Annotated in this window: 2 protein-coding genes; both read right to left on the bottom strand. The window is 41.5% G+C overall.

The window, feature by feature from the left end:
• Nucleotides 1-57 precede the first annotated feature (57 nt).
• Nucleotides 58-354, bottom strand: a complete 297-nt coding sequence (locus NUV69_04775) for a hypothetical protein (protein MCR4324971.1) — start codon at nucleotides 352-354, stop codon at nucleotides 58-60.
• 312 nt (nucleotides 355-666) lie between these two features.
• Entirely contained in the window at nucleotides 667-1,257 is a 591-nt protein-coding gene (locus NUV69_04770; protein ID MCR4324970.1) for a hypothetical protein, read from the bottom strand.
• Nucleotides 1,258-1,637 lie beyond the last annotated feature (380 nt).

Raw genomic sequence — 1,637 nt, 5'->3', positions numbered from 1 at the left:
CAGCCGCTTGCTGAAAAAGTATCGCTTTCATAGTCCATAATTTCTGCAACAAATTCTTTAAATGTCATTTTTCACCTCCTTCACTGGTTTGTTAATTTCCTTCAAGTCTTCTTCGCTTATCCTGCTAAGAAAAGACACGACAAATTTCGCGTGTTCAAGGCGGCTACGATTGTGGTCCTTGTGCTTTAACAGATTCCGGGCTTTTTCCTCAAAGTGTTCCTGGATCTCTTTGGGTTTGCGGCCTTGACCTACCATCCCTTTTATAGCCGAGATTACGTCCGGCACAGTTCCAAACTTTTCGGCCAGTTCCCTGTCTCTTTTAATATATGCTGCTTTTTGTTCTTCGGTTATCATTCGTCTTTATCCTTCCCGATAAGCGCTATCACTGAGCAAATGACTATTGCTGCAAATGCAGCGACTATTAAATATGCAAGGTCTTTGTTCATGTCTATTGTTTTTGTTTCTTCCCCATGCACCTATTACAATTCGGGAATATAGCTTTAACTTTAAGGTGATAATAGTGCCGTTGGTACTCCCGTCGGTACTCCCGTCCCTTTTCTGTCATAAACCACACGGCTTGCCTGGTAACATGGAACATATCGGCAATTTTCTGTAACGTTTTACCCTCAGAGCTTAATTTTTTAACTATCTCCGGTGTTAGGTGATTCATCTTTCGTAAAATGATGGATAAGGACAATCTGCATAATTTTGACCGTTATAATTACGAAGCAGAGGACCCCAGTTAAGTGCTCTTCCGTCTTCGATTGCCCAAACGGTTGTCCTTATCGATTCTTTGACGTCATACCTGGACCCTATTTCTGTAACTAGTCCTTTGTTGACCATAATCTTTCTAAAACCTTCCCAGGTAGCTTCGTGATATTGAAGAGGACCGCCTGCCAGTCCGCCATCGCCATGCCCCTTGCTCAAATCATGTTTTGTTTCCCTATAAAGCAAACAGTGCATAATCATTCGGACTTCTGACTGTTGGGCCGGATTTTCGAAATACTCGTCAACAAACTCGCCCACATAGATGTCGTATGGCTTGGCACTAACAATCTCTGCCACCGTTGCGGTTGGAGTAGACGTAGGCACGGGTGAAGTTATCGGTGACGCTACTGGCAAAGTCTCGGCAGCTAAAACTTCAGGTTTGTACACAAACACTCGGTTAAAAATAAATCCTAACAAAACAATTAAGAGCACTAATAAAAGGTGAAATTTCCAGTGCCAGGGTTCTTGCCGACGACTAAGATTTTTCATTTATTCTCCCCCTCACACAAACAGTATTCGTTGTCCCAATCAAAGGCTTTCTCGTGTTTGGCGTGGTCTACTGTTTTCTTCCACAAAAAAGCCATAATCATTGAAAGAATAGCCGCTAGTATTCCTCCAAAGATTAGTAGTACTCCGTCGTATATGTTTTTTAAAAGTTTCACGCTTTAGCCTCCTCGCAAAATAAACACTTCATAAACACACTCTCAAACCATCCTGTAATCTCTGAGTGTCTGTAGTTGACCGCCTTGTAGAATTTATGTTCGTGTGAGTTCATTTTTCCTTCTTAAATTCCAACTCAATTGTCAAAAAGTAACTGTCTTTCCAGTCAACAAATTTCATTTCAATCACTTCGTCACTAAAACGTTTCA

This window comes from Candidatus Curtissbacteria bacterium (assembly GCA_024654445.1).
Lineage (GTDB): Bacteria > Patescibacteriota > Microgenomatia > Curtissbacterales > GWA2-41-24 > JANLHP01.
The sequence above is the reverse complement of the archived record's forward strand: the minus strand, read 5'-3'. Positions and strand labels throughout refer to the sequence as shown.

Bases quoted from the DNA above. Each gene is read 5' to 3' on its own strand.
- NUV69_04775 (MCR4324971.1), bottom strand. From the start codon at position 354: ATGATAACCGAAGAACAAAAAGCAGCATATATTAAAAGAGACAGGGAA.
- NUV69_04770 (MCR4324970.1), bottom strand. From the start codon at position 1,257: ATGAAAAATCTTAGTCGTCGGCAAGAACCCTGGCACTGGAAATTTCAC.